This window comes from Salinispora goodfellowii (genome assembly GCF_059570675.1).
Genome location: NZ_JCANTD010000009.1, coordinates 105,425 through 131,809 on the forward strand (window position 1 = coordinate 105,425; position 26,385 = coordinate 131,809).

Annotated in this window: 24 protein-coding genes; 7 read left to right on the forward strand and 17 right to left on the reverse strand. The window is 68.5% G+C overall.

What is annotated here, in order from left to right; all coding sequences use genetic code 11:
* Window positions 1-101: 101 nt before the first annotated feature.
* The 6 genes from cas2 to cas5c are packed head-to-tail and all read right to left on the reverse strand — an operon-like array spanning window position 102 to window position 5,442.
* Window positions 102-392, reverse strand: a complete 291-nt coding sequence (gene cas2, locus T398_RS12385) for a CRISPR-associated endonuclease Cas2 (RefSeq protein ID WP_496446772.1) — start codon at window positions 390-392, stop codon at window positions 102-104.
* Window positions 393-395: 3 nt separating this feature from the next.
* Window positions 396-1,424, reverse strand: a complete 1,029-nt coding sequence (cas1c, locus tag T398_RS12390) for a type I-C CRISPR-associated endonuclease Cas1c (RefSeq protein ID WP_496446773.1) — start codon at window positions 1,422-1,424, stop codon at window positions 396-398.
* On the reverse strand, window positions 1,417-2,067 hold the full coding sequence (gene cas4, locus T398_RS12395) for a CRISPR-associated protein Cas4 (protein ID WP_496446775.1): 651 nt from the start codon (window positions 2,065-2,067) through the stop codon (window positions 1,417-1,419). The genes cas1c and cas4 overlap by 8 nt, the downstream gene beginning before the upstream one ends.
* The gene (gene cas7c, locus T398_RS12400; RefSeq protein WP_496446777.1) at window positions 2,064-2,927 is read right to left on the reverse strand and encodes a type I-C CRISPR-associated protein Cas7/Csd2; all 864 of its coding nucleotides are present in this window, start codon (window positions 2,925-2,927) and stop codon (window positions 2,064-2,066) included. Before cas7c ends, cas4 begins: the two co-directional genes overlap by 4 nt.
* Window positions 2,924-4,753: a type I-C CRISPR-associated protein Cas8c/Csd1 gene (gene cas8c, locus T398_RS12405; RefSeq protein WP_496446779.1), complete on the reverse strand. Its 1,830-nt coding sequence runs from the start codon at window positions 4,751-4,753 to the stop codon at window positions 2,924-2,926. The genes cas7c and cas8c overlap by 4 nt, the downstream gene beginning before the upstream one ends.
* Window positions 4,753-5,442: a type I-C CRISPR-associated protein Cas5c gene (cas5c, locus tag T398_RS12410; RefSeq protein ID WP_491639989.1), complete on the reverse strand. Its 690-nt coding sequence runs from the start codon at window positions 5,440-5,442 to the stop codon at window positions 4,753-4,755. The genes cas8c and cas5c overlap by 1 nt, the downstream gene beginning before the upstream one ends.
* A gap of 553 nt (window positions 5,443-5,995) precedes the next feature.
* Here cas5c and T398_RS12415 point away from each other — a divergent pair.
* Entirely contained in the window at window positions 5,996-6,199 is a 204-nt protein-coding gene (locus tag T398_RS12415; RefSeq protein ID WP_491639981.1) for a hypothetical protein, read from the forward strand.
* A 58-nt stretch (window positions 6,200-6,257) separates the two neighbouring features.
* Here the strand turns inward: T398_RS12415 and cas3 are convergent, their stop codons facing one another.
* The 3 genes from cas3 to T398_RS12430 all read right to left on the reverse strand — a co-directional run bounded on the left by cas3 (window position 6,258) and on the right by T398_RS12430 (window position 9,153).
* A complete protein-coding gene (gene cas3 / locus T398_RS12420; RefSeq protein WP_496446834.1) occupies window positions 6,258-8,462 on the reverse strand; it encodes a CRISPR-associated helicase Cas3' in 2,205 nt (734 codons plus the stop codon).
* 143 nt (window positions 8,463-8,605) lie between these two features.
* On the reverse strand, window positions 8,606-8,734 hold the full coding sequence (locus tag T398_RS12425; RefSeq protein ID WP_496446840.1) for a hypothetical protein: 129 nt from the start codon (window positions 8,732-8,734) through the stop codon (window positions 8,606-8,608).
* The gene (locus T398_RS12430; RefSeq protein WP_496446835.1) at window positions 8,731-9,153 is read right to left on the reverse strand and encodes a hypothetical protein; all 423 of its coding nucleotides are present in this window, start codon (window positions 9,151-9,153) and stop codon (window positions 8,731-8,733) included. Before T398_RS12430 ends, T398_RS12425 begins: the two co-directional genes overlap by 4 nt.
* Window positions 9,154-9,313: 160 nt before the next feature.
* On the opposite strand from T398_RS12430, the gene T398_RS12435 reads away from it, so the two are divergent.
* On the forward strand, window positions 9,314-9,565 hold the full coding sequence (locus T398_RS12435) for a FadR/GntR family transcriptional regulator (protein ID WP_012015523.1): 252 nt from the start codon (window positions 9,314-9,316) through the stop codon (window positions 9,563-9,565).
* Between the two features lie 185 nt (window positions 9,566-9,750).
* Here the strand turns inward: T398_RS12435 and T398_RS12440 are convergent, their stop codons facing one another.
* The 4 genes from T398_RS12440 to T398_RS12455 all read right to left on the reverse strand — a co-directional run bounded on the left by T398_RS12440 (window position 9,751) and on the right by T398_RS12455 (window position 14,965).
* Window positions 9,751-11,166, reverse strand: a complete 1,416-nt coding sequence (locus tag T398_RS12440) for a right-handed parallel beta-helix repeat-containing protein (protein ID WP_496446782.1) — start codon at window positions 11,164-11,166, stop codon at window positions 9,751-9,753.
* Window positions 11,167-11,353: 187 nt separating this feature from the next.
* Window positions 11,354-12,343: an ROK family protein gene (locus T398_RS12445; protein ID WP_496446784.1), complete on the reverse strand. Its 990-nt coding sequence runs from the start codon at window positions 12,341-12,343 to the stop codon at window positions 11,354-11,356.
* The gene (locus T398_RS12450) at window positions 12,340-13,809 is read right to left on the reverse strand and encodes a M81 family metallopeptidase (RefSeq protein WP_496446786.1); all 1,470 of its coding nucleotides are present in this window, start codon (window positions 13,807-13,809) and stop codon (window positions 12,340-12,342) included. Before T398_RS12450 ends, T398_RS12445 begins: the two co-directional genes overlap by 4 nt.
* A 13-nt stretch (window positions 13,810-13,822) precedes the next feature.
* Complete coding sequence (locus T398_RS12455) at window positions 13,823-14,965, reverse strand: ROK family protein (protein WP_496446787.1); 1,143 nt, start codon at window positions 14,963-14,965, stop codon at window positions 13,823-13,825.
* Window positions 14,966-15,261: 296 nt separating this feature from the next.
* Here T398_RS12455 and T398_RS12460 point away from each other — a divergent pair, with 296 nt between their 5' ends.
* The 5 genes from T398_RS12460 (at window position 15,262) to T398_RS12480 (ending at window position 21,881) form a co-directional block, all read left to right on the forward strand.
* A complete protein-coding gene (locus tag T398_RS12460; RefSeq protein ID WP_496446789.1) occupies window positions 15,262-17,064 on the forward strand; it encodes a peptide ABC transporter substrate-binding protein in 1,803 nt (600 codons plus the stop codon).
* 73 nt (window positions 17,065-17,137) lie between these two features.
* A complete protein-coding gene (locus T398_RS12465; RefSeq protein ID WP_496446790.1) occupies window positions 17,138-18,097 on the forward strand; it encodes an ABC transporter permease in 960 nt (319 codons plus the stop codon).
* Complete coding sequence (locus T398_RS12470; RefSeq protein WP_496446792.1) at window positions 18,094-18,996, forward strand: ABC transporter permease; 903 nt, start codon at window positions 18,094-18,096, stop codon at window positions 18,994-18,996. Before T398_RS12465 ends, T398_RS12470 begins: the two co-directional genes overlap by 4 nt.
* Window positions 18,997-19,008: 12 nt before the next feature.
* The gene (locus T398_RS12475; RefSeq protein WP_496446794.1) at window positions 19,009-21,189 is read left to right on the forward strand and encodes an ABC transporter ATP-binding protein; all 2,181 of its coding nucleotides are present in this window, start codon (window positions 19,009-19,011) and stop codon (window positions 21,187-21,189) included.
* Window positions 21,186-21,881 (forward strand): copper homeostasis protein CutC, encoded by a 696-nt coding sequence (locus T398_RS12480; protein WP_496446795.1) that lies wholly within the window; start codon window positions 21,186-21,188, stop codon window positions 21,879-21,881. The genes T398_RS12475 and T398_RS12480 overlap by 4 nt, the downstream gene beginning before the upstream one ends.
* Window positions 21,882-22,032: 151 nt before the next feature.
* On the opposite strand, the gene T398_RS12485 is transcribed toward T398_RS12480, so the two are convergent.
* The 4 genes from T398_RS12485 to T398_RS12500 all read right to left on the reverse strand — a co-directional run bounded on the left by T398_RS12485 (window position 22,033) and on the right by T398_RS12500 (window position 26,371).
* On the reverse strand, window positions 22,033-23,439 hold the full coding sequence (locus T398_RS12485; RefSeq protein ID WP_496446796.1) for a right-handed parallel beta-helix repeat-containing protein: 1,407 nt from the start codon (window positions 23,437-23,439) through the stop codon (window positions 22,033-22,035).
* A 194-nt stretch (window positions 23,440-23,633) separates the two neighbouring features.
* A complete protein-coding gene (locus tag T398_RS12490) occupies window positions 23,634-24,272 on the reverse strand; it encodes an HAD-IA family hydrolase (RefSeq protein ID WP_496446798.1) in 639 nt (212 codons plus the stop codon).
* A 53-nt stretch (window positions 24,273-24,325) separates the two neighbouring features.
* Complete coding sequence (locus T398_RS12495; protein ID WP_496446837.1) at window positions 24,326-25,822, reverse strand: serine/threonine-protein kinase; 1,497 nt, start codon at window positions 25,820-25,822, stop codon at window positions 24,326-24,328.
* A 69-nt stretch (window positions 25,823-25,891) separates the two neighbouring features.
* Window positions 25,892-26,371 carry a hypothetical protein gene (locus T398_RS12500; protein WP_496446800.1) on the reverse strand — a complete coding sequence of 160 codons (480 nt, stop codon included), beginning with the start codon at window positions 26,369-26,371 and terminating at the stop codon, window positions 25,892-25,894.
* Window positions 26,372-26,385: the final 14 nt, after the last annotated feature.

The window sequence follows — 26,385 nt, forward strand, 5'->3', positions numbered from 1 at the left end:
GATGCGTCAACTCTTGCATCCTTGCCCGCGGTCCGTTTTACGCATTTGATAGGCATTTATCGCCTCGGAATCTTCTGGGCTTCCGTGTTTACTTGGGGCTCCTAGATCACCAACGCTCCTCGTGGGTCGACCTGCCGTGGCTTGCCGAGGTGTTCGATGTCGTCGAGGGCGTGGGTTGGCAGTCGGTAGATGCGGATGCTGTCCTGGGTCGGGTTGATGGCTTCTTGGAGAGCTCTGACGAGGCGCGCTTTGTCGGTTTCGCGGCATACGACCTCGAATACGGATTTCTGTACGCGGTGGCCGTACGCTTCGCAGATTTTGGCGACCTTGCGCAGTCGGCGTTGCCCTTCGGTGGTGGCTGTTTCGACGTCGTAGGTGACGAGGAGGTCCATAGGTCAGTTCACCGTCCATGGATGGTACGAAGGCAGGTCTCCGCGGAGGTGGCGTGCGAGCAGCCGGGCCTGCACGAGTGGCAGCAGCGCGGCGGGCACCTCCCGGCCGATTTGCGCGTGGGGCCAGTTGCGCTGTCTGCTCTGCTGCCACGCGGTCAGTACGGTCTTTCGTCCGCTGTCGGTGAGACGGTAGGCCTTGTTTGGTAGTTCTTCGAAGTCTGCGGGGGTCAGCTCTCGCCGGTTGAGCATGGTGAGTGCGAGCCGGTCGGCCAGGAGGGGCCGGAACTCCTCCATCAGGTCGAGGGCGAGAGCTGGTTTGCCTGGCCGGACGGCGTGTAGGAAGCCGATGTAGGGGTCAAGTCCGACTTGGTCGAGTGCGCCCTGCACGGCGACGCGAAGCATGCCGTAGAGGAAGGAGAGCAGGCAGTTCAGCGGGTCGGTGGGTGGTCGTTTGTTTCGCCCGGAGGCTTTCCAGTCCTTGCTTTCGACGAGTAGGTAGGGCATGGCGGCGAAGTAGTCGCGGGCGGCGATGCCTTCAACGCCGAGTACCTCGTTGGTGCTGGCTGCAGTGGCGAGCAGCTCGAGTCGTCCGGCCAGCAGTTCGGCGCTTGCCCGCAGCGCGGCCTGGCGGTGGCCGCTGGCGTCCCGGGCGGCGCGGAGCAACACTTGTCGCGCGTTGTGTATTTTGCCGGCGATGGTGGCGATCGCGATTGGCAGTTGTTGTTCCGGTGAGTCGGCGGCCCGGTGTTGGGCTTGGCGGAGTAGCGGGTTGCCGTGGGTGGGGCCGACGAGGCTGGCCCGGAACCGTCCGCTTCCGGTGAGCCAGCTGACGGGACGGCCGTCGTCGGCGCATCGCAGCAGCAGGTCGTCGCTGGGTGTGACGCCGGTGAACAGGACCAGGTGGTCGAGTCGAACGAGTGGTAGCAGCCGGCGTCCGGTCTGGTCGGGGTGGTACACCCGGACGGTGTCGCCGTCGAGGTGCAGGCTGGTGCCGGGGGTCTGCACGTAGAGGGTGTTGAGCAGCTCAGTCACGCCACTGTCCCAATGGTTGTGGGGTCAACAAGTCGGGTGTGGTTTGCTGCCGTCCGTCGGTCAGCTCAGGCAGACAGTCCTCCCGGAGCGAGCATCGTCGGCAGCGGGCGTCGTTGCGCGCCGTCGGCAACGTCGGGGTGTCCAGCAGCCGGCGTACCGCCTCGGCCGCGGCCACGACCCGATCAAGCAGGTCAGCGTCGATGGGTACGGCGTGTCGGCGCCGTTCGGCGACTGAGTAGATGTAGCCGGTGGGCACGTCGAAGCCGGCTTCGAGGAGGCAGAGGGCTTGTCCGCCGAGCTGCAGTTCGGCGGGCCCGCCAGCTTTGTAGCGTCCGACCTTGTATTCGACGGGGGCGGCCGTGCCCTTCTCGAACTCGACGATGTCGCAGATGCCACGCAGGCCGCAGCTGTAGCTCCACACCGGTAGTGACCGGATCACGGTGCGGCCTCGCCGCCGTTGGATGCCGGGAAGGTCGACAATGGTGTGGCTGTGGTCGCCGCGTACCGTCTCGGCGCTCTCGGACCAGACGCCCTCGACGTGGATCAGCGCGGTCTGCCGGTGGCAGTAGGCGTAGTGTTCCAGCGCGGACAGCGGCACCTCCCGCAGGTCAATGTCGCTGTCCGCCGGATGATCGCCGGTCACGGCCAGAGGTCGACCAGCTTGGTCAGCTCGACACCGTCCGGTCGGCCCGACTCGTCGATGGCGCGGGTGTAGTCGGTGTGGGCGCGCGGCGCCTTGTCAACGTTGTGGCGCTCAAGCGTGATGCTCTGGGTGAGCGCCGCCGCGGGGGCTACCCCCAGCGCATCCGGGTGGCTGAACACGTAGAGCCCGCACAGCTTCATCTCGCCTCGGGTCGCGGCCCGATCATGATCGAACATGACCGTGATGGCCTGCCACAACGCGGCCAGGTCATCACTGGTCACACCGGTCTTCGCGGCGCGGGGCGCGGAGTAGAACACGTGCGCCCGGTACAGCCCGTAAGGGACGGTCCACTTGGAGCCGATCTCCGCGCGCTCCCCCTTGTCGATGTCTTCCTGACGGGTCTGGGTAACCCGGGTGATGGTGTGGTCGGTGGGCAGGATCGGGTCGATGCTGCGGGCGAAGGTGAGCTGGAGCGGGCCACGGACCTGGCCGGCACCGCCGCTCTTGCCGGTGCTGAGCACACCGCCGAACATCCGGATGTCGTAGTAGTGCTCACACATCCACCGCTGCGCCTCATCGGCCTTGCCCGGGTTGGCCGTCAACGCCGCCTCGATCCGGGTGTTCAGGGCGAAGCCCGCCTCGACGAAGATGCCGTAGCGCGGGTCGTCGCCCCGCATCAGCGACACCGTGTCGCGGATCTTGCGTTTGATCGCAACATCGGTAACCAGGCCCTGTCCGCTTTCGTCGTCGGTGCGCGGCTGGTTGCCTGCATCTGGGTCGCCGTTAGGGTTTCCGTCGCTGACGTCGAACAGCAGGACGGCGTCGTGGCGGCGGGTCGGGTCGAGGTGTGCGGCGGTCATGCGTCGTCTCCTTCATCGTCGTTGGCGGTCGGCGCCGCGTCGTTGCCGCCCGGGGGCAGGTCGGTCTTCTTCTTGTTCGCGGCCGCCGCGAGCCGTTCCGTCCGCATCTCGGCCCGCTGCTGGTGGTAGCCGAGAATGAACTGGGCCTTGTCGGTCAGCACCGCACCGTTGGGGATCGCGTCGAGCTGGACGAACAGGTCGTCAAGTCGACGTTCGTACGCCTCGGACCAGTTCGGCCGGTGCAGTGGCCCACGGAGCCGCTTGAGCCACGCCTGCACGTTGCGGCGGCCGGTGACGATGACGACCTGCGGGTTGTCGATGGCCCGGCCGAAGTAGCGCTCGGCGAAGGTGGTGTTCAGCTTCTGGTCCGCGACCCGGAACACGGTCCGTTGCAGGTCGTCCATGACAGCGAAGATGCGACCGGACACGTAGGCCGGCTGCTTTTTATCCACATTCAACGTTGGGGTCAGCCTCTCTCGGTCGTGCTCGGGCAAATTCGGATGGCGGCGCAGTGCGAGCCGGATCAGTGCGGCTCGGGACGCGTCGAGCCGGCCGTCGATCCGGATCCGGTGGATGACATGGTTGAGCAGTTTCGGCGGCAACGGCCGCTTGAGCAGCGCGGCACCGAGCAGCCGGTGGAGCAGGTCAGGCGGCCGATGCTCGCCGGACGCACCGAACTTCGTCCAGGTCCCGGGGCCGCCGTTCCGCCCGGCCTCGAACCGCCCGGCCACTCGCGCCAACTGCGAGACCTTGACCGTCACCACCTCACCGGTCCAGGCATCGACGATCCGGTGGTCGTCGAACCAGGCCCGGACGTTGCTCTTCACCTGGCGGACCGGCTGCTCGACCCAGTCCCGGACGACCACCCGGGCGACGTTGCCACCGACCGTCACCGAGCAGTACCGGGACACGTCCTCGACCGTCGCCTCCCTGCCGTCGGCGGGAGCCGCGATCAGGTTCCGAATCTGGGTCGGGTCCAACTGTTCAACGGTTACCCACGGATCAAAGGTCGACCCGCCCAGCACCCACCAGGCGAGACGGGCGTTCTGCCCGGACACGGCGGTGCTGTGCAGCGGATCGGAGAGCAGACCGGTCAGCGCGGTCATGAACTTGAGCCCGCAGTCGGCGCAGATCGGGGTGTTGGTGAGGAACTTCTGCAGCTCGTAGCCGTGCACGGCCTCGTTCATGCTGACCAGCGACGCACTCTGGGTAGCGCCGGGCACCCACCGCCGAGGGATCTGCTGCGGCACCGTCTTGAGCAACGGCTGCACCTGCCCGCAGACCAGACACAGGCCGGACCGCCCCGACCCCTTCCGGTCACCGGCCACCCCGGCCCAGAACCGCTTCGCCGGGTCGGTGTCGGCCGCATAGACTCCGCCGACCTCGAAGCCGATCAGGTCACCCCTGCTCCAGTCCGCCGGCGGCTGAAACCTGCCGGCATGCCCGTTCCGGTAGAAGGCGACGATGGCCGGCCCCGGTCCGTCAGGTTCAGCGGCGGCCCACTCGGTGATCAGAGCGCGGAAGGCGTCGTGCTGCTTCACTACCCGCTCCGGCTTGGCCCCCTCCGCCAGCCAGCCGAAGACGTACTCGCCGTTGTCGACCGCGAGCGCGGGCGAGATCCCGACGGTTCGGGTCACCGCCGGCACCAACCGGGGCACGCCGAACCGCCGGTGCGGATCGTCCTTGTCCGCCGTGCTGACAAGGCCCCCACGGGGGACGCCGCTGCCGTCGATCGCCAGGCTCCACCGGACGGGCTTGCGGGCATAGAACGCCGGGATGGCATCTTTGCTGGTGTCGGCGTACTCCACCAGCCGTTGCAGGAGCACTACGTCACCTGGCCTTCCACCGGCAACGCCAACTCGATGCCACGCTCGGGCACGTAGAGCACACCGGCGACGACCCGGGCGGCGAACCATTCCATCCGAGGCTGACCCGGCTTGCCGTCACGGTGAATGGAGTGCAGCATGATGCCGATCTCCTCGTTGACGTCCGCCCGCGGGGTGTCATCCGGCCAACCGAACTCGGCGCTGAACTCCCGAGTTCCGAGGTACGGCTGCTGGAAACATGCTCCCTTACGGACCCGACGACGAAGCTGGTCCCGATATGCGGCTACCGGCTTGTCCGCATGCCCGGCCACCTCGACGTGAGCGTGAATCCGATACGCCACATCACGCAGGCAGACGGCGTTGCGCTGATCGCGATGTGCGGCTGTGTCCACCCGACGGGTGCCCTTGATCGCCTCGGACAGCGGCGCGACATCGGACGTCTCGTTCCGCCGGACCGAAAACTGCTTCACCGGCTTGAGCACCTCGATCGCCACAATCTGGTACCGCATCTCCGGCTTCCAGAAGATCGATTCGAGTACCCCCACCGCAGCCGACGGAGTCATCACCGGATAGCTGACCCGCTCCACCTTCAACTCCGGCCGCGAAAACAGCGCCGCGTCACCACTGACCTGCACCACCACCGGAAGATCGCCCTCCGCGCTCCGCCGCAGCGTCAACCCGTTGACCACATCCCTCGTCACAGCACAAATCCCTCCCAAGATCAGAACTAGCCGAACATTCGATCGAGGACTCACTGAAACAGCGGGTCAGCGGATCCCTCGCACAACAGGTACGAGGATCCACGATCGGTACGACAAAGCCCGCCGATTGATCGCCCTGAGACAATCGTCGTCGGTCAGAGACCATCCGGCATGGACCGTATGTCATACAGTCCATGCCGGCAGCGGCGAACGATCTCCGGTCAGCACCTAAGCTTGCGATCCCCAGCACCACAGGGCACTGCAGGCGCCCGAATCCACATGGCGCTGACAAAGTCTACCCCACTTCCTTAGATGCTGAGCCGGACGTAGTCCGGATCAGCATGGTCGTATTGACAGGGACCATCCACCTGCTGCATCGTGATGCGTCGGGGACCCCGTCAGGGGGTGGGTAGGAACAAGCGGGCTGGGGCGCAAGCCTGGCTCCGAACCCGATGGGCGCCGTTCCGAAAGACGGACGGTCCGCTGCGCGAACAGCGAACCGCCCAGCTCCCCGCCATATGACCAGGCCGAAGGGAACCACATGACGGTAAAGCAAAGCCGCGGCCGCAGGCCACCTGCCCAAGACCCGGATCCCGAAAAGCCTGCTCTTCTGCCTCTCCGCTGGGCAGTCATCATGGGGATCAGCGCGGCCGTCGGCATCATGGTCGGCACGGCCGAGAGTCTTCCCACGGGCGTGCTCGCCTGCCTGATCACGGCCGGCGGAATGCACAAGATCATGAGCTGAGGTCGGGTCACCAGGTGGACGCACTACGCCTTTGTCCACCTGGTCTCTCGGCCTCGCGTCAGAGAACGAACTGCTCAAGATTCGGGTCGAGAGTGATGCCGGTAGCGTGGTCATACTCGCCGACCCATTCGACGAGAACGCCCTGCCGCACCTCGCTTCCACCCAGGATCGGCCGCAGTAGTGCCGTCACGCCGGGCTGACGCAGCACGCTGGGGTGCAGGTTCGTCGTGTACGCCTGCAACCGGCGAAGCTTCGTCAGGTCCGGAACCGGCGCCTGGCGCAGTTCCTCGACCAGTTGCTGCAGCTCACTCCGCAGTTCAGGTGTTTCGGCCCCTTGTGGCGTCACCACGCTGATCCCGTCGTCGCTGATCATCCGGAAGGCCAGCGTCCGATCCCGTCGCTTGGTGCTCGCGTCGATCGGCCCGTCGGTCACGGTCTCGAACTCCCACCGCAGCCGGGCCTGCTGGATGCGCTGCCCGACGTGCTGGACGTCGTGAAGGTTGAGCAATTTGTACACGTCGCGGTAGTAGCGTCCCAGCGCCGCTACGTCGTCCGGGTCGGCCTTGTCCGGCCCGAACTGGCGTCCGGTACAGCCGACCAGCGTCTTGTACGTGGGCGGCTGCCCGCCGTCCTCCGGAGCGAACACGACCACCCGCCCGCCGTCGGTCATCCACCCCTCACGGTTGGCCCGCCCGGCTGCTTGAAGCAGCGAGTCGGCCGGTGCCATCGCCCGGAACACCACGGGGAAGTCCACGTCCACCCCGGCCTCGATCAGTTGGGTGGCCACAAGCAGCACGTGCTCGCCCCGGCGCAGGCGCGCCCGTACGGTTTCCAGTACCCGCCGCCGGTGGTCCGGGCACATCCGGGTGGACAGGTGCCACGCCACACCGCCCGCACCGGTCTCACGCCACCGGTCGTACACCGTCTTCGCGTCCGCGGTCGTGTTGACCACGACCAGTGCGGCCTGCTCAGCCGCGGCCTGGTCGCTGATGTCGGCCAGGGTGGGCTCCGGGTCGAGCTGCCACTCGTACCGCACTCTCCGCAGATCGCTGACCAGCTTCGGCGTGTCGTGGATCAGGTCCGTGCAGGGCATCTCCTTGAATGCGTTCAGCGCCCAGAAGCTCGGCTGGGTTGCCGAGGAGAGCAGCACGGTCACGCCGAAGTGCCGCACGAGCAGGCGAATTCCGTCGAGGATCGGGACGAGCATCGCGTGCGGTAGCGCCTGCACCTCGTCCAGCACGATCACCGAGTTGGCCAGCCGGTGCACCCGGCGCATCGCTGAGGGCTTGCGGGCGTACAACGACTCGAAGAGCCGGACGAAGGTCGTGACGACGAACGGCGCATCCCAGTTCTCGGCCGCCAGTCGCGCCCACCGGCCGGCTCCCGGGTCGTCGAAGTCGACCTGGCTGTGATGCTCGAGAACGACCTGATCGGTGCCGTCCTGGTCGAGCAGCCGGCGGTAGACGGCCGCGTTCTGCTCGGTGATGGTGAGGAACGGAACCGCGACGATCACCCGACGCAGGCCGTGCTTCTCCGCATGCCGTAGGGCGAACGCACCGCTCGCCAGTGTCTTCCCGGCCCCGGTCGGAGCACCGAGACGGAACACACCACGCCCCTGCTCCGCTGCCGCCAGGCAGTCCGCGTAGACCTGCTCCCGCAGACTCCCGATCGGAGTACCCCCACGGCCCGCGAGTTCGTCGCGCCGCCGTTGCTCGAACACCTTGTAGAGGTGCCCGAAGTCGGCATCCGGACGCACCCACGGGCCGGACATTCCTTGAAAGTGCGCACTGGTGTCCAGGCTGTCCGCGTCGACCAGCGCGCTGTAGCACAATCGCAGCGCCATCTCCCCGGCCAGCGGATCCCGCCACTGAGCCGGCACCAGATGATCGAACCGCTCGGGCAGGTCCGGCAGCAGTCCCGGCAACTCCCGCTCAGCGGAAGCCGCGTTGCCGGGTGCCTCAGCGAGTCGACTCCGATACCGCTCGCGTAGGTTGGGCGTGTCGATCAGGCCCCCGTGGTGGCCGAAGATCGCACCGGCGAACCCAGCGAGTCCACGCTCGTACGCAATCCCGGTACCGAGTGACTTGTGATCGATACCTACCGGACCACCGGTAGAGGCGGCGACAGCGAGCCTGTCCTGCCAGGCGCAGGACGCCTTACCCACGTCATGCAACGCTCCCAGCCAGTACGCCACCTCACCCCCGCCGAACGGAGCGCTGAAATCCCGCGCCAACTCCGCCGTGCTACGAAGGTGGTCAGCCAGGGAGTGCCATCGACTGCCGGCAGGGGCTGGGCTGTGCGCCCGGAGGGAAGTCACACCGGACACTAACGGTCATCACGAATCTGTTGAGTCGTCTCGCCGACAGCCGACGGCGGCAACGAGTGGTGGTGAAGCCGTACGGCGAGTTAGAGCGCCAGCGACACCGGCGCGTTCGCGTACTCCGCCCGGAGCTCCCGTTCGCGGGTGGGGCAGGGCCAGGGCAGGCCGCAGCCGCCGCAGCTCCAGATGCGCGGCACCGGCCCGTGGGCGGTCACCGCACCACGCCCAGGAACCGGGCGACACTCGCGCGCGCCAACCGGCGGGTCGCCCACTCCACCTGCCAACACGGGTACGGCACCATCCGCGACCACCACGCCCGACAACCAACACACATGCCGTCGCGCCCCCGAAGGTGCGCCGTGAGAATCGTCCGCTCCGGCCCGTCGCCCACTACGCCCCCTCCGCTGGCCAGTGTCCGCGATTGATCGGAATTCGGTGTCGGGCACGGCACGGAAGTTCTCCGCCGCACCGGCAGACCCGCCGCCAGCGCCGCCAACACCAGACCGGCCGATGCCGGCGCGCGAGAGTCAACGCGACCGCCAAGACGTACTCGTCGTAGGTGACTCGCCTCATCGGCGCATCGCTCGTCTCTGAGCCATGGACTGCCGTGCCAGCCAAGATGAAAGGCGCACAGCCACCTCCTCTCTCCGCAGCTCTAGGAGGGTGGATGCCCGGCCACCCTGGAAGCGTCAGACATCCACACCAGCGAGGACGGTTCACAGGCGCCAACCAAGGGAATCGACCTCTTCAGCAAGCTCCCACAGGTACCGTTGGGTAGTCAAGGGCTGACGTAGGTGGTCTACTCGTGTTGCCAACCGAGGGGAAACACCGTGCCACCGCGTTACCGCTATGAGCAGATCGCTGACGACCTCACCGAACGCATCGAGTCCGGCGAGTTTCCGCCCGGCTCCAAGCTACCCAGCCGGCGAGAGCTGATCGAGCGCTACGGGGTCACCGAGCCAGTGATAGACCGCGCCATGCAGGTACTGCGAATCAAGGGGAAGACCGAGACATTGCCCGGCGTAGGCGTATTCGTCGCTGATTAGGACGCAGCTCGGGTGTTACGGATTCGCGACCGCCACGGCCGAGCCTCACCGTCGGCGGCGTCCAACGGATGTCGCGCGATCTCCTACGGTGATCCGCACGTGGCTGGCAGCACGTGATGCCGGCGGGCCCGTTCCCACCACCTGCCGGCAGGAACGGGCCCTCCAAGCCCAACGCGATCAGGCCGCTATCCGACGCAGCCGGGCACGTTGACGCAGTTGTTCGGCTGATTCTTGACCACGACGGTACCGGTGGCCGGGTTCAGGTTCACCGTTCCCGAGTTGAGGATGCCCCCGCCGTTGCTGGTGGCGATGTTCTTGATGACTTTCGTGTTGGTGAGCGTGGCCGTGGCGTCGGCGCCGATATTGTAGATTCCGCCACCAAATGGTGCCTGATTGGCCGTGATGCGGGTGTTCCGCACGTCGACTGTGGAGGAGGCCAAGGAGATCTCGACGTTGACGATTCCTCCACCGTTCTGAGTACCGACATTGTGCGCGATTGTGCTGTCCTCGACGGTGGCCACGGTCGCAGCGTCGAAGGATCGGAGGGCGAGGCCGCCGCCCTGGAACGTGCCGGTGTTGTTGGTGGCCGTGACGTGGCGCAGGGCCAGCACGCCCCCCTCCGCGAAGACCCCGCCGCCGTTGCTGGCTCGGTTACCGGTGATGGCGGTGTTGGTGACGGTGACGTTCGCGTCGAAGCCGCCGGCACCTCCACCAGCCTCGCCGGCACGGTTACCGCTGATGGTGCTGCCAGTCACGACCGTGGTGCCACCGGGGAAGCTACCGACACCTCCCCCGAACCCGCCCACGATGGCGTTGGCCGCGTTCGTGGTGACGTTGGACTTCTTGATGACGAGTTGACCGGTGTTGCCGATGCCTCCAGCGGCGGTTGCCGCAGTGTTACGGCTGACGGTGGAGTGTTTGATGGTGGCGATGCCGTTGTTGGCGATACCGCCGCTGCTTCCGCTGCCGTCATTACCAGCGATGTTGCGGGTGACAGTGCTGTTGTTGGTGGTCAATTCCCCCCCGGTGTTGACCAGGATTCCTCCGCCGTCGTCGTCGGTCTGCCCGCCGGTGAGTGTCAGGTGGTTGAGGGTGAGGTGACCGCCGGTGTCGACGGCGATGATGCGGAACTGCTCGACGGCGGCAGCGCGCTCGATGGTGGTGTGTTTACCGCCGTTAAGGGTGATGGGGGCGGTGATGGCGGGTAGGCCGGCGCCGTCGTCGATGTTGGCGGTGAGGAGATAGGTGCACTTCTTGGCGAGGTCGAGCACGGCACCGCCGCGGGCGTTGGCCAGGGTGATCGCGGCGATGAGTTTGTCCGCGTCACAGGGGACCGGCATGCCCTTCGGCTTCGGCTCCTTCTTTCCCTTGCCCTTGCCGGACTCGCCCCCGCTACGGCGCTCGTCGGCAGAAGGCCGCTCGTCGGCGGAGGTGAGCGGGCGTCCGGCCGCGGCCGCGGCCGGGACGGCGACACCCGTGGTGGTGAGAGCCAGGCCGGTCACCCCGGCCAGCCCCACAGCCCACCACCGCCACCGTGATCCCGGCCGGCCCTCGTCGGGGCGGACCGGTTCGCACCCCCGGGTCTGGTCCTGATGGTTCATCGCGATCTTGGTGTCCTTCCCCGTGAACGGCTAGGAACTCCACCGCCCCGAGGGCGGACCGGGTGGTGTTCCTCGGCTACCGGAAGGCGGTAGCAACCATCCCGAGCAAACCCGAAGTAAGCCTCACAAGGGCCCTAACCTGACTTAAGCCGCCAAACGTGACATGAGTTTCTTAACGCATGCCCGGCTAGTGATGCAGTTCTGCTGCGGCAGGCGGTACGAGATCGGGTGCGCCCCAGCCGTCGGGAACGGACAGCCCGGCCTTCCGCCGCGCCATGATGGCGGCGCCGACCTGTGCCGCCTGAGCACCGAAGGCGGAGCGCAGCACCGGGGGCGGGGTCCGCCAGGCCAGGGCGTCCCGCATCGCCTCGCGCACCGGGTCGAGGAAGAACGCGCCCGCCTCGGCCAGCCCGCCTCCCAACACGACGCGGGCCGGGTCGAGGGCCAGGGTGAGGGTGGCCAGGGCGATCCCCAACGCCCGGGTCGCGTCGTCCCAGACGGCGCGGGCGTCCGGATCGGTGCCCACCGCGTCGGCGATGAGCTGGCTGTCCGCCCCCGAGGTGCCGACGCGCCGGGCATAGCGGCGGGCCATCCCACCGGCCGAGGCGTACACCTCCAGGCATCCCCGCTGCCCGCAACTGCACGGCTCCCCGCCCGGGTAGACCGGCATGTGGCCCACCTCGCCGGACGCCCGGGTCGCGCCAGGCAGCGGTACGCCATCCACCACCACCGCCGCGGCGATACCGGTACCCAGGGGCAGCAGCAGGAAGTTGTCCAGCCCGACGGCCACGCCCGCCGTGGCCTCCGCGACACCGGCTGCCCGGGCGTCGTGCCCGATCGCCACGGGCAGTCCGAGGTCGCCGCTGACGAGGTCGCGCAGTGGCACGTCACGGAGGCGAAGGTTGGCGGCGTACCGCACCACTCCGTCCCGCTCGTCCACGAGGCCGGGCGTCACCACGCCGATCGCGGCGGGTTCACCACCGAGGGAGAGCGCGTGCTCGCGCAGTTGGCGGCACAGGGACCGGATCGCCAGGACGGGGTCGTCGTCCGCCTGCGACGGCGCGGTCAGTGCGCTCAGGAAGCGGCCGTCCTCGCCGACCACGGCCGCCTTGATGGTCGTCCCGCCGACATCGACGGCGAGGACGCAGTGGCCCGCGGGCTGGGTCACGCCGCTCACCCGAGCACCACGGCGAGGTCCGTGCCGAAGTCGCGGTCCAGGGGAAACATGGGCCGCTCCACGTTCTGGTACGGCAGCCGCGCGAGGTCCTGGTCGACGCCGCCCGGGGTCAGGGCGAGCAGCCAGTCCCCGGCGGCGGAGAAGAGTTCCGGCTCCAGGTAGCCGATCTTCACCACGACCACGTCCACCTCGTCGACCCGGACCCCCAGCCGGGCGTACGACGCCAACAGCCGGTACTGCATCCGCCGGGACGTGACGAAGACGCTGAGCCCGCCGACCCGTACGCTGACGCATCGCCCGCCGTCGGGGTCGTCGGCCACCGCCTCCAGGATCCCGTCGAGTTCCAGCGGACCGGGCGGCCGGGAATCGATCCGCCCGCCAACTCTCACCCGGACCGGAGAGCCGACCGGTTGGTCGGCGACCAGCGCCACCGCCTGTGGGTCAACCAGCGAGGCGAAGACGGCACGACACGAGCCGTCGCGGATCTCGGGTCGGGCCAGCATCCGGTCGAGAGCGAAGGTGACATCGTCGGCGCCGCCGGCACCCGGGTTGTCCCCGGAGTCGCTGATGAAGAACGGCCGCTTCGCCCGATCGGCGACGGCGGTCAGGGCGGTGTCGAGACATTCGCCCATTGAGCCGGTGGGAGCGACGAAGGTGAACTCGTCCCGGGCCGCCCAGAAGTGTTCACCGAGTTCCCGGGCCGCCGTGGCGGCGACGGTGGCGTCGGTACCGGTGACGACGACCGCGCCCTGACAGCGTGGCTGGTCGGCCCAGGCGAAACCGACCCAGATCGCCGCGTCGATCACGCCGACCCGGGCCTCGATCTCGGGGATCCGCGCGTAGAGCCCGCGGGCCGGTTCCTCCCGGGTGCTGGTCATCTCGCCGGGTAGCAGGATCGGCACGTGGACCAGTGCCTTGCGCGGACGCTGCTGGCGACGCAGCGCCGCGACGAGGTTGCGCGCGGCCCGCTCCCGGGTCTCCCACACGTCGACGTGCGGCGCGGTGCGGTAGCAGGTGAGCAGGTCACAGGCGTCGAAGAGCACCGGTGAGACGTTGCCGTGCAGGTCCATCGCCGCCGAGATGAACGGCTCGGGCCCGATCACCGACCGGACGGCGGTGACCAGGTCGCCCTCCGCGTCGGTACGGCCGACGACGCTCATCGCACCGTGGATGTCCAGCAGCAGGCCGTCCACGGGCCCGGCCGCGGCGAGCTTCTCCATGATCTCCGCTGCCCATTCCTCATACGCTGCGGCGTCCACCACGCCGCCGGGCAGGGCCCGGGCGTGCACGAGTGGGATCCACTCGACGTCGGCGGCCCACGGCTGCGGCGGCGAGAGCCAGCCGTACCGTGACAGCAGCGCCGTCTCCCGGGTCACCTCGAAGTCGTCGGCGGTGCTCAGGTGCGGGGAGAATGTGCTGGACTCGATGTGGATGCCGCCGATGGCGACACGAAGGGGACGAGGCACGGGTGTTGGCTCCTCAGGGTCGTACGGCAGCGGTTGTGCGCAGCAGGTGCCCGAGGCCGATGAGGGCCGCATCCGAACCGGCGACGCTGGCCTCGATGGTCAGGGACTGGGTCATGGACGGTAGGCAGCGTTCGTAGAGCATTCCGCGGGTCGCCGCCACGTAGACGTCGAGGCTGGACAGCACGCCGCCGATGACGATGGCGTCGGGGTTGAGGAAGTTGACCAGCCCGGAGAGCGCCACGCCCAACAGTCCACCGGCGTGGCGCACCATGGTCACGACAGTCGGGTCGGCGTCGCCGACCGACGTAATGATCTCGGGGACGGTGGTTGCCGGGGAGCCCTGCTCGGCCAACTGACGGGCCAGGGCGGCACCGCTGGCGACGGTCTCCAGGCAGCCCTGGCTGCCGCAGGAGCAGTGCCGCTCGCCGCTGTCGGCCACCCGTACGTGGGTGACGTCGCCGCTGAGTCCGCGCCCGCCACGGTGGATCTGTCCGCCGCTGACCAGGCAGGCACCAATGCCGGTGCCGGCCTTTACGTAGATCATGTCGCCGATTTCGCGACGCCGGGTGACGTACTCACCCATCGCCGCCGCCTTGGCGTCGTTCTCGACGACCACCGGCACCTGGAAGCGGTCGGTGAGGTGGGTGCTGGCGTCGACGCCGCTCCAACCGGGCATCCGGGCCGGGCCTACCAACCGCCCGCCCGGGAAACCCACCGGGCCCGGGAGGGCGACACCGACTCCGAGCAGCGCCTGACCGGGAGTGGTCGCCGCCAGGAGGCGGGTGAAGGTGGCTCCTACGACGGCGAAGACCTCCTCGGGCCCGACGGCGATGTCGATCGCCACCTCCTCGGTGGTGCGCAGTTCGCCGCCGGGCGTGCACAAGCCCACCCGGGCGTGCCGGCCGCCGAGTTCCGCGACGGCCAGGACTCCCTCGGTCTCTCGCAGGCGCAGGATCCGGGGAGGTCGACCACCGGTGGAGCGGCCCATGCCCTCCTCGGCGAGGACACCCTCCGCCAACAGCCGGCGCACCACGGCGGTGACGGTTGACGGGGCGACCTGCAATGCCTCGACGAGGTCGGCGCGGGACGTGGCCGCACCGCTGGAGAGCAGGTCGAGGGTCTGATCGCGCAGCGTGGCGGAGATTGGTGGCTCCAAAGTTGCCTCTCCCTTGGTCGGGTGGTTCTCGAGCGCCCGCCCCAGTCGTGTCGCAGCTCAAAGTCGGGGGTGGACTCCGGCCGCCCAGGCGAGGAGTAGCGGTCAATGCTTCGGGGCGACTTCGATCGTACACCGGCCGAACTTAGTGAATGAAGTGGTTAATTTTCGTTGACGAGCCACTTACACCTGGATACATTCTTCGCGTTGATCGCCGAGGCAGCGCCCGGCGGGGGTACCCGGCCAAGGCGCCGACACCCGGTGACGTAGGGGCACGCGCACATCACACGAGGAGACTCATGACGAGCAGATTTCCCGGCCGCGCCCTGCGTGGCGCGGTGGCGGCAGCCGCCACGATCGCCCTCGGGGCAGGTCTGGTCGGCTGCGGCGACAACAGTGGATCGTCCAAGGACGGCGGCAGTCAGGGCAAGGACACCGTGACCGTCGCCTTCCGTACCCCCAACTGGATCCTGCCGATCTCAGCGCCCGGCTTCACCCAGGGGGAGAACGCCATCTTCGGCCAGGCGCTCTACCGCCCCCTCTACCAGTACCGGCTGGACGGCACGGCGCAGTACAACATCGACCCAGAGCGTTCGATGGCCGAGCCACCACAGGTGAGCGACGACGGCCGGACGTTGACGATCACGTTGAAGGACAACTCCTGGTCCGATGGCGCCCCCATCACCACCACGGACATCCAGTTCTGGTACGACCTGGTCACGGCGAACAAGGACAAGTGGGCGTCCTACCGGGCCGGCGGCTTCCCCGACAACGTCGACAAGTGGTCGATCAAGGACGAGAAAACCTTCTCGATCACCACCACGGAGGTCTACAACACCGCGTGGTTCGTCGACAACCAGCTCAACCGCATCACGCCCCTGCCCCAGCACGCCTGGAACAAGGACTCCGCGACCGCCGACGTGAGTGACCTCGCCAGCAGCCCGGAGGGCGCCAAGAAGGTCTTCGACTTCCTCACCGCCGCCGCGAAGGACCCCAAGACGTACGACTCCAACGAGCTGTGGCAGGTCACCAGCGGCGCGTGGACACTGGAGAAGTACGTGCCCAACGGTGAGGTCACCCTCGCCGCCCAACCGAACTACTCCGGTACGGACAAGCCGAAGCTGTCCAAGGTCGTGTTGCGGCCGTTCACCAGCGACGACGCCGAGTTCAACGTGCTCCGCGCCGGTGACATCGACTACGGGTACGTGCCGGCGGCCAACATGTCCCAGACGAGCTACCTCGAGTCCAAGGGATACACGGTCTCACCGTGGTACGGCTGGTCGATCACCTACCTCCAGCTGAACTACAACAACCCGAAGTCCGGCGCGCTGTTCCAGCAGCCCTACCTTCGGCAGTCGCTGCAGATGCTCATCGACCAGCCGACGATCAGCAAGGTCATCTGGTCGGACACCGCCGCGCCGACCTGCGGCCCGGTACCCGCCAAACCCGGCACCAACACCGACGCCGCCGGGTGCGCGTACTCCTTCGATCCGGCCAAGGCCAAGGAACTGCTGGAGAGCCACGGCTGGAAGGTAACCCCGGACGGGCAGACCACCTGCCAGTCGCCGGGCACCGGCCCGAACCAGTGCGGCGAGGGAATCGCCGCCGGCGCCCCGCTCGAGTTCACGGTGACCAGCCAGACCGGGTTCGCCGCCACGACCAAGATGTTCGCCGAGATCAAGTCACAGATGGCCAAGCTCGGCATCCAGCTGACGATCAAGGAGGTGCCCGACTCGGTCGCGGTAACGCCAACCTGTGAGCCGACCGAGGCGAGCTGCTCCTGGGACATGTCCTTCTTCGGCTCGCAGGGCAGCTGGTACTACCCGGCCTTCGCCAGCGGCGAGCGGCTCTTCGCCACCGACGCCCCGGTGAACCTGGGCAGCTACAGCAACCCGGAGGCGGACCAGCTCATCGAGGCCACCCAGTTCGCCGGCGACGAGAGCGCACTCACGGCGTACAACGACTTCCTGGCCAAGGACCTGCCCGTGCTGTGGATGCCCAACCCGGTGTACCAGGTGTCGGCGTACCGCTCCGGTCTGCAGGGCGTCGAGCCGCAGGACCCGATGAACCTCATGTACTTCCAGGACTGGTCCTGGAAGTAACCCGCTGATCGTCCCGGCTCCGGCGACGCGCCGTGCGTCGTCGGGGCCCCGACCAGGGAGAGGAAGCCGCACAGTGGCCCGGTACCTCATCGCACGGCTGGGACAGGCGCTCATCGTCATCGTGCTCGTCACGGTGATCGCGTTCCTCATCTTGCACCTGCTGCCCGGGGGCGCCGCACGTGCCACCCTCGGCAAGGAGGCAACGCTGGAGCAGTTGGCGGCGTTCAACCACGAGATGGGCTACGACCGGCCGTTGATCCAGCAGTACGGCAGGTACGTGCAACGCCTGCTGCAGGGCGATCTCGGCTACTCCTACCAGCTCAACCAGTCTGTCCTCGAGGCGATCGAACAGCGGCTACCCAAGACGATGGTGCTGTCGCTGCTGTCGACCCTGCTCGCCGTCGTGTTGGCGATCCCGCTCGGCGTGCTCCAGGCGATCCGCCGCAACCGCTGGCCCGACTACGCCATCACCGCGCTGTCGCTGCTGGCGTACGCCACGCCCATCTTCTTTCTCGGCCTCATGATGATCATCGTCTTCTCGCAGGTCTGGCCGATCCTGCCCCCGGAGGCGCCGCAGGGGTTCACGGTGGCCGAGTTGCTCGCCGATCCGGCCGGGCTGGTGCTGCCCACGGCCACCCTCGCCATCGTCACCATCGCGGTCTACGCGCGGTACGTACGGTCATCGATGATCGACAACCTGAACGAGAACTACGTACGCACCGCCCGCAGCAAAGGGCTCTCCGAGCGACGGGTCGTGCTGCGGCACACCCTGCGCAACGGGCTGTTCCCGGTCATCACGCTGCTCGGGATGTACCTGCCCGCGCTGTTCAGCGGGGCGCTGGTCGTCGAGTCGCTGTTCAACTTCCCCGGGATGGGCCAGTTGTTCTGGCAGGCGGCGCTGAAGCGTGACTTCCCGATCCTGCTCGGGGTCACCGTCATCATCTCGCTCGCCACCGTCGTCGGCGCGCTGGTCGCCGACCTGCTCTACGCCGCCGTTGACCCCCGAGTCCGACTCCGTGGGAGCGCCACATGAGCACGCTGTCCGAAGCGGTCGGCCCGGCCGAGCCGAACGATGCGCCACCGCGTGGCCTCTGGCGGCAAGGGCTGATCGTCTTCTGCGAGAACCGGCTTGCCCTGGTGGGACTGGGCCTGTTCGTCCTGCTGGCCGGGGTTTGCTTTCTCGGGCCGCTGGTCTACCAGACCGACCAGGTGCACACGGACCTCACCGCCGTATACCGGGCCCCGGGAGAGCAGGGACATCTACTCGGCACCGACGGGGTCGGCTACGACCAGTTGGGGCGGCTGATGCTCGGCGGCCAGACCTCCATCATCGTCGGACTGGCCGCCGGGCTCCTCGCCACCATCGTCGGCACGCTCCTCGGTGCCATCGCCGGCTTCTTCGGCGGTTGGGTGGACGCCGCGGTGATGCGCGTTGTTGACGCGATGATGTCGATCCCCTCGTTGTTCCTGTTCATGCTGCTCGCCGCCATCGTCACGCCGAGCGCGCCGATGCTCATCCTCATCATCGGCGCCTTCGCCTGGCTGGGCCCGGCCCGGCTCGTGCGGGGCGAGGCACTGACGCTGCGCTCCCGGGAGTACGTCCAGGCGATGCGCGGGATGGGCGGCACGGGCGGCCGGGCGGTCCGCCGGCACATCATCCCCAACGCCATCGGCACGGTAATCGTCAACGCCACCTTCCAGGTCGCCGACGCCATCCTCTACGTCGCCTACCTGTCCTTCCTCGGCCTCGGCGTCCCCCCACCGGCGGCGAACTGGGGCGGCATGCTCTCCGATGGTCTCGCGGACACCTACAGCGGCCACTGGTGGCTGTTGTACCCGCCCGGAATCGCCATCATCCTCATCGTCCTCGCCTTCAACTTCATCGGCGACGGACTCCGGGACGCCTTCGAGGTTCGCCTCCGGCGACGCTAGCAGGAGCAGAGAATGAGCGAATCGATCGGTCTAACCGCCCGGCACCCCGCGCCGGCTGGGCACGCGGCAGCCGGCCGGCCCCTGCTGGAACTACGTGACCTCGACACCGATATCGCGCTGCGCCGGGGCGCGGTACACGCCCTCGACGGCATCAGTCTCGACGTCGCGCGCGGGCAGACCCTCGGCGTTGTGGGTGAGTCCGGCAGCGGCAAGACGATGACCGCACTGTCGATCATGGGGCTACTTCCGTCCGGCGGTCGCGTCACCGGTGGGCAGATTCTGTTCGAGGGCCGGGATCTGCGATCGTTGCCAACCGATGAGGTACGCCGGATCCGAGGCGTCCGGATGGGCATGGTCTTCCAGGACCCGCTCACCTCGCTCAACCCCACCATCCGCATCGGCGCCCAAGTGGCCGAACCGCTGCGCGTGCACAAGCGGGTCGGCAGGGCGGAGGCCAGGGACCGGGCCATCGAGATCCTGCGCCGGGTCGGGATGCCCCGCCCGGAACGGATCGTCGACAACTATCCGCACGAACTGTCCGGCGGCATGCGGCAACGAGTCGCCATCGCCATGGCCCTGGTCTGCTCGCCGAGCCTGCTCATCGCCGACGAACCGACCACCGCACTCGACGTCACCACCCAACGGCAGATCCTCGAACTCATCGACGACCTCCGGGAAGAGTTCGGGATGGCCGTCATCCTGGTCACCCACGATCTCGGAGTGATCGCCGGTCGGGCGGACCGGGTAGCCGTCATGTACGCCGGACGGGTCGTCGAGACCGCGGCTACTGAGCAGCTGTTCCACGCACCCCGACACCGCTACACCGAGGCCCTGATGCGGGCGCTACCCGAGTCGGCCATCCGGGACAGCGGCGGACACGACCGGCTGATCAGCATCCCGGGACTGCCGCCGGACCTGTCCGGTCCCCTGACCGGATGCCGGTTCGCGGCACGGTGTTCGCATGTCAACGACGAATGCCGGAGCACCGACCCGTCCCTGACCCCGGGCGCGCACCAGCACGCGTGTCTGCACCCGGTACCCACGCCCGCCGGGGCGGTCACCGGGCCAGTCCCGACGCAGGTCGAACCGGCGGCGGAGCCGACACGGGTCGAACCGGCGGCCAAGCCGACACAGGTCGAACCGGCAGCCGAGCCGGTCACCGCGGCGCCGCCCGAACTCGCGGAGCCGCCTGTCCTGTCGGTGCGGAACCTGGTCAAGAACTACCCGGTACACGGCCGTGGGCTGCTGCGCCGGGCAGCCGGGCAGGTCAGCGCGGTGGCCGACGTCTCCTTCGAGGTCAGGCCCGGGGAAACCTTCGGGCTCGTCGGTGAGTCCGGCTGCGGCAAGTCCACCGTGGGGCGACTCTCCGTCGGCCTGGAACGACCCTCCGCCGGACAGATCGTGTTGGACGGTATGGATCTCACCGACCTCACCGGCCGGGAACGACGCCGGATGCACCGACAGGTGCAACTCATGTTCCAGGACAGCTACGCCGCGATGAACCCCCGGATGCGGGTTGACGCCATCCTCGCCGAACCGCTCGAGATCCAGAAGGTGGGTGACAGTTCGGCACGGCAGGCACGGATCGCCACTCTCCTCGACCAGGTGGGATTGTCCCGGCGCGCGCTGGAACGCTACCCCCACGAGTTCTCCGGCGGTCAGCTGCAGCGGATCGGACTGGCCCGGTCGCTGGCGTTGCACCCCCGGCTGATCGTCGGCGACGAGCCGGTGAGCGCGCTGGACGTGTCGATCCAGGCACAGGTGCTCAACCTGATGCGGGACCTGCAGCGCGAACTCGGTCTGGCGTACATCTTCATCAGCCATGATCTGTCCGTGGTCGACTACATGGCGGACCGGATCGGGGTGATGTACCTCGGCAAGCTCGTCGAGATCGGGCCCGCCCGGGAAGTGGTGCGGGCTGCCCGGCACCCGTACACGCAGGCACTTGTCGACGCGGTCCCGTCCATCACGCCGGATCGGGCAGCCACTCGCGACGGCACGACCATCCGGGGGGAGCTTCCCAGCGCCCTCGACCCACCCACCGGGTGCCGGTTCCGTACGCGCTGCCCCCGCGCGGCGGACATCTGCACGACGGAGCCCCCGCTGGCCGGCGGCCTGCACCAGGTGGCCTGCCACCTGCCGCTACGCCCGGAGCCGACCGGCACGCCCACCCAGGTCCAGGCCGTCGGATGACCACGGTAGAGATCTGCGTCAGTGATGTGCCGACCGCACTGGTGGCCGAGGCGGCCGGGGCCGACCGGCTGGAGCTCTGCGCCGACCTCGGCCAGGGCGGCACCACGCCGAGCCTGGGGACGGTTGAGGTCGCCCTGCGTACGCTGCGTACGGCCGACTTGCGCGTCATGATCAGGCCCCGGGGTGGCGACTTCCGGGTCAGCGAGATCGAGCAGCAGGTGATGCTCGCCGACATCGCGGCCCTCCGCGCCCTGCCCAACCCACACGGGATCACGGTCGGGGTGGTGGTCGGCGCGCTCACCCCCGACAACAACCTCGACCTGGCCGTGCTGCGGAACCTGGTCGAGGCGGCGGGGCCGTTACCGGTGACCGTACACAAGGCTTTCGACGAGGTCGACGACCAGCTCGCGGCGATCGACGAGGTCATCGGGCTCGGGGCGGACGCCGTGCTCACCTCGGGCGCGGCGACCACCGCGCTGACCGGTGCCGCCCGGATCGCCGCACTGCGGCAGCGGGCCGGCGATCGGCTTCGGGTGATCGCCGCCGGCGGTATCCGCTCGCACAACGTCCGGCAGGTACTGGCCGAAACCGGGGTACGGGAGGTGCACCTACGCGCGCCCGTCCGGCGCGACGGACGCGAGGCGACCGACGGCGATGAGGTGAGCCGCCTCCTCACCGCCGCACGCGGTTAACGGATGCGCTGATCGCCCGGTCCAGCTCGTAGCTGTCGCTGATTGGGGCGCAGCTCGGGTGCCCTCCGACGTCTCGGACTCACGAGGGGGCCGGCTCCCACCGGGTTACGACAGGAACGAGCCCCCTTCCGGGTCCAACGCGCGCCGGCCGCTATCCGGCGCAGCCGGGCACGTTGACGCAGTTGTTTGGTCGATTCTTGACGACGACCGTACCGGTGGCCGGGTTCAGGTTCACCGTACCGAGCGCGTTGAGGATACCCCCGCCGTTACCGGTGGCGATATTCTTGACAATCTTTGCGCTCAACAACGTGACCGTGGCCCCGCCTACTCCGGTGTTGAATATCCCACCCCCGAATACTGTCTGGTTGGCCGCGATGAGGGTGTCTCGGACAACTACTGTGGAGGCGAAGGCAAGGGCCGCGTTCACGATCCCGCCGCCGTTCGCGCCCGGCGCGGTGTTATCCGCGATCTTGCTTTTTTCGACGGTGGCCACAGCCGCCTCGGTGAGAGCCTGGACACTGAGGCCGCCCCCCTGAAGGGCGGCGGTGTTGTCGGTGGCGGTGACCCGCCGCATGGTCAGCATCCCCCCTTCGGCGAAGACCCCACCACCGTTGCTGCCGGTGTTGTTGGTGATTGTGGAGTCGGTGAGGGTGACGGTCGCGTTGAAGCTACCGACTCCGCCGCCGGCGTCACCGGTGCGGTTACCACTGATGGTGCTGCCGGTCACGAGGCTGGTGCTACCAGCTGAACCGCCGATACCTCCGCCGAAGCCGGCAGCGTTGTTGACCGTGTTCGCGGTGACGGAGGACTTTTCGACGGTGAGCAGACCATCATTGTCGATTCCTCCACCCGTGCTTTCCGCGATGTTACGACTGATCGTGGCGTGCTTGGTGGTGGTGATGCCGTCGTTGGCGATACCACCGCCCCTGCTGCTGGCGATATTGCGGGTGACGACGCTGTTCTTGACGGTCAACGCTCCACCAGTATTGACGAGCACTCCCCCGCCGTCGCCGTCCGCCTGCCCGCCGGTGATCTTCAGGTGATTGAGGGTGAGGTCCCCGCCCACATCGACGGCGATGATCCGAAAGTCGTCAACGGCGGCGGCACGCGTGATGACGGTGTGTTTGCCGCCGTTCAGGGTGATGGGGGTGGTAATCGCGGGCAGGCCGGCACCGTCGATGTTGGCGGTGAGGGTGTAGGTGCACTTCTCGGCGAGGTCGAGCACGGCTCCGCCGCGAGCGTTGGCGAGGGTGATCGCGGCGATCAGCTTGTCCGCATCACAGGGCACCGGGATCCCCTCGGGCTTTTTCCCCTTCCGCCCCTTGCCGGACCTGCCCTGGTCGGGCTCGTCCCCGCTGTGACGGTCGACGGAGGGTTGCTCGTTGACGGAGGCGAGGGGACGTCCGACCGCGTCAGCGGCCGGGGCGGCGAGACCGACCGTGGTGAGAGCCAGTCCGGTCACCCCGGCCAGCCCCACAGTCCATCGCCACCGCACCCCCGCACGCCCCTGGTCGGGGCGCACCGGTTTGGGTCCGGGTGTGTGGTCCTGATGGTTCATCGCAATCCTGGCGTCCTTCCCCCGTGAACGGCGAGAAGCTTCGCCGCCTGGGGCAGACCGGGCGGGCGCTCCTCGGCTACCAGAAGGCGGTAGCAACCACCACGAGCAAAACGGACTTAGGCCCCAAACAACCCATAATGCGAGTAATACCCACTAAAGGGATGAAGCATCCGTCCGGGCGGCCCGCCGCCTCGTCACCGTCGCGCGCGGTGAACGGATGTGCTGATCGCCCGGTCCAGCTCATGCAGGTCGTCGATGATGGCGTCGGCGAGGGCCAGTTCCGCTGGGGCGTGGGTGGTGGCGAGCGCCACGACCACGGCCCCGGCCGCTTTGCCGGCGGCGACTCCGGCGGGGGAATCCTCCACGACAACGCAGGATGCGGCGGCAACATCGAGTTGCCGGGCGGCCAGCAGATACCCCTCGGGATCGGGCTTGCCGTGGCGGACATCCTCCGCCGCCACGATGACCGACGGAATCCGCAGACCAGCACCGCGCAACCGGGCGGTCATGAGAGCGCGAGACCCGGAGGTGACGACCGCCCAACTGCCGTCGGTGATCGTGTTCAGCGCGGCGACGGCCCCCGGGATCGGGCGCACCAACTCGGCGTTCGCGAGCTCGAGGTCGGCCAGTTCCCGCTGGACCGACGCGACCGCCTCGGGCGGAAAGAACTCCGGCACCACATCCTCGTCGCGCCGGCCGTGGCAGACCCGCAGGATGGCGTCCGCATCGACGCCGTAACGGGCGGCGACCGTACGCCAGCTGGTGGTGACCGCCTCGGTCGAATCCACGAGGGTGCCGTCGATGTCGAAAAGAACCGACCGATCCATGTTCACCTGGCCTTCACGTTCGTCATCGGCGACCTGCGACCAGGGTCGCAACCCGGTGCTCAGCGCACGAGGGTCGGGGCGGCGAGCGCGTCCAGCCCGCGCCCGGCCACACAGCGGTACGTCCGCTCCGCCTCCCCGGGGGGCAGCACCTCCAGCTTCCACCCCTCGGTGTGGGTGAGGCCGGCGGCGAGCTTGAAGGTGGTCTCGTTGCACACCCGACGAACCGTCGGGTCGACGCTGATGTCGGGGTAGCGGACCCCGGGTGCCGGCTCGGACAGCTCGCCCTCGGCGTAGCTCTCCCAGGTGTGCTCACCCGAGCAGGGCACCTGCTCGGCAGGGGTCCGCGACCCGCTGCCCCAGATGGGACCGAAACACTCCAGCTCGGCTCCGCACCGGGCCCCGGAGGGTAGCTCCACGGCTTGGGCGCAGGCGGGCCGGAGGGTGGGATCGGCGGTCCGGCCCACGCTCGAGGTCGGTCGCGGCACATCCCGGCCACCGTCCAGCCCAACCCAGTCCGGCCCAACCCAATCCGGCCCAACACCGGCCAGCCCGACACCGGCCGCGAGGAGGGCGGCCACTCCCGCGCCGCCGAGGAACCAGGGCCGCCGACGCCGGGCCGCGGCGGGAAGGGTCGGGTGTGCGTCCTCGACCGGCGCGCGGGGTGCCGGGGCGGCCGGCCGGCCGCCCGCGGCCCCGCCGGAGTGCCCGCCCGGGGCCGTCCCGGGGTGCCCGCCAGCGGCCAGCTCGGCCGGGGCGCTGGCGGCGGTCCCACCAACCGGCAGCGCGGCCAGCAGGTCCCGCAGCTCGGCGGCGGACGGTCGTGTCCCCGGGTCGTTCGACATGCCGGCCCGAAGGATGTTGACCAACGCCTCCGGCACTCCGGGCAGGCCGGGGACCGGCTGATGGAACATCTCCAACACCGTCACCAGGCTGGGGTCACGCTCGGAACGCCAACGCGGCGGCCGACCGTGCATCACCGCGTAGAGGGTGGCGCAGAGCGCGTAGACATCCACGGCCGGTGACGGCGGGCTGTGGTTGAACATCTCCGGCGGCGCGTACGCCGGGGTGAGTACCTCCAGGGCGACCGTGGCGTCGCGCAGCTCGGCGACGACGGCCAGCCCGAAGTCGGCCAGCACCGCCGGGTTGAAGTGGGAGTGGAGGATATTGGCCGGCTTGATGTCGCGGTGCAGCACCCCGGCCGCGTGGGAGTGGGCGATCGCGTCGGCGATCTTGACTCCGAGGTCGCGGGCCTCCACCGGGCCGAGCGGCGAGGTACGCATCCGTTCGGCGAACGACCCGTCGCAGAGCTCCATGATCAGGTATGGGTGCTGGTCCACGGTGACGCCGACATCGAAGAGGTCGACCACGTGCGGGTGTGACGACATCCGGCCGGCCGCCCGTGCCTCGCGGAGGAACCGGGCCTGGTCCCGCTCGCTGTCCAGCGTGCGGTTCTCTACCTTGACCGCCACCTCACGGTCCACCGAGATCTGGGTGGCTTTGTAGATCGTCGCGTAACCGCCCCGGGCAAAAACCCGCAGATCGGTTAGCCCGGGCACAAGGGGCGTTGGTAGCGCGCCAGGCGAGGTCTCGGTCACGGCTTGAAAATACCGAACCAGGCGGGCTGGTCAGCGAACCGCGTCAGCGGTGGACGCCGGACCCGCCGGTTCAGCCGACGGGTCGACGGCGCTGCCCGGTGCCGCGGCACCCGCGCCGTGGCGATCCCACCACAGACCCGCAGCGGTCGCCAACGCGCCCAGCCCCTCCCAGGCGGCCACCCCGAAGAACCGGCCCGGAGCGGTGTCCACCAACACCAGGACGGTGAAAACGGTGAACGTCAGGAGTCGGAACCCGACCGTGAACCGGTAGAAGGCGCGCCACTCAGTCGCCGAGGCGAGCAGGTAGTAGACCCCCATGTTGAACGACGCCATCGAGGACGCCGTCAGAAAAGTAACGGTATAGTCACCCGACGCCCGGGACTCCAGCACCTCGAAGCCGAGCAGCCGCAGCATCACCTCCGGCCAGATCAGCCCAACCGCGCCCACAAGCAACGCGAGCAGGCCAAATACCGTGACTGTCCAGCCGGCGGCGGAACGCGGCAGCTTCATCAGACCCCTTCCGT

What these genes read in the sequence shown, in the direction of transcription:
- cas7c (WP_496446777.1), bottom strand. Translation starts at nt 2,927, where the DNA reads ATGACCGCCGCACACCTCGACCCGACCCGCCGCCACGACGCCGTCCTG.
- T398_RS12470 (WP_496446792.1), top strand. Translation starts at nt 18,094, where the DNA reads ATGAGCACGCTGTCCGAAGCGGTCGGCCCGGCCGAGCCGAACGATGCG.
- T398_RS12415 (WP_491639981.1), top strand. Translation starts at nt 5,996, where the DNA reads ATGACGGTAAAGCAAAGCCGCGGCCGCAGGCCACCTGCCCAAGACCCG.
- T398_RS12440 (WP_496446782.1), bottom strand. Translation starts at nt 11,166, where the DNA reads ATGAACCATCAGGACCAGACCCGGGGGTGCGAACCGGTCCGCCCCGAC.
- T398_RS12480 (WP_496446795.1), top strand. Translation starts at nt 21,186, where the DNA reads ATGACCACGGTAGAGATCTGCGTCAGTGATGTGCCGACCGCACTGGTG.
- T398_RS12500 (WP_496446800.1), bottom strand. Translation starts at nt 26,371, where the DNA reads ATGAAGCTGCCGCGTTCCGCCGCCGGCTGGACAGTCACGGTATTTGGC.
- T398_RS12460 (WP_496446789.1), top strand. Translation starts at nt 15,262, where the DNA reads ATGACGAGCAGATTTCCCGGCCGCGCCCTGCGTGGCGCGGTGGCGGCA.
- T398_RS12485 (WP_496446796.1), bottom strand. Translation starts at nt 23,439, where the DNA reads ATGAACCATCAGGACCACACACCCGGACCCAAACCGGTGCGCCCCGAC.
- cas2 (WP_496446772.1), bottom strand. Translation starts at nt 392, where the DNA reads ATGGACCTCCTCGTCACCTACGACGTCGAAACAGCCACCACCGAAGGG.
- T398_RS12475 (WP_496446794.1), top strand. Translation starts at nt 19,009, where the DNA reads ATGAGCGAATCGATCGGTCTAACCGCCCGGCACCCCGCGCCGGCTGGG.